Annotated in this window: 1 pseudogene; it reads right to left on the reverse strand. The window is 33.0% G+C overall.

The window, feature by feature from the left end:
- Positions 1-342: 342 nt before the first annotated feature.
- Positions 343-836 (reverse strand): annotated as a pseudogene (locus ACFIO3_RS14360) (hypothetical protein); the annotation flags it as partial.

Consider the following 836-nt stretch of genomic DNA (forward strand, 5'->3'; position numbering starts at 1 on the left):
ATGACGGGTATATTGCTAACCAAATTCTTAGATAATAACCAACTTATGGAAAACAATGCTAGAATAGCAAAGGTAAACAGGAATAACCGTCCTTTTAAGAAACTCAATGATTTAATCCCCCAATAATGTACTGTGCATAAGATGATGTTGAAAAGTTAAATCGTGACTTTGAGGTCTGTGGTTTTCCAAGATTATTTTGGATATAATCCTTAGCTCCTGCCAAATAAGCATCATCATCTAATGCTTCAAGTGCTTTATAGCTGCAATCATCAATGCTATTACTTGTTTGAGATGCTCCAAATTAAAGATACCTCCTTGATCCGTTTCAATCAATGCTTTGTTTCACATCAATATTTCAAAAAGCAAGATCCCTGTACCAGCATCGAATGTCATATGCTGATCAGAATCTTTTGGATAACGAAATATGCGTTCTAAGAGGATAAATTCAGTTATTTCTTTCCAAAACTTTGAACAGTCTTCTAGCATAATACACACTGTAACTAAGTTAACTTTAATTTCTTCTAGAAGATCTGTAAACCAATTTAATTTTATATACAGATTCTTATTTAATGGTTGCGGTCCAGTATGATGTGCATAGTCATGATAATACCCCCATAAACAGTGAACATCGTAAATGTCTTCTTTAGATAAGTTACGACTATGCAATTGACTGAACAGGAATTTACTATCTCGACCGAGTAAATTTTCAGCTTTCACAATTGTTTGCTTGTTGTAAATATCAAAGAGTTTGCTGAACAAACAAAGCAAATGCTTGTTTGTCAATTTTTTTAGCAGTTGCACAGATTTTGGGAATAAAACAATGTAATTGCCTTCTA

The sequence above is a fragment of the Bartonella sp. AD328YNZD genome, from assembly GCF_042196425.1.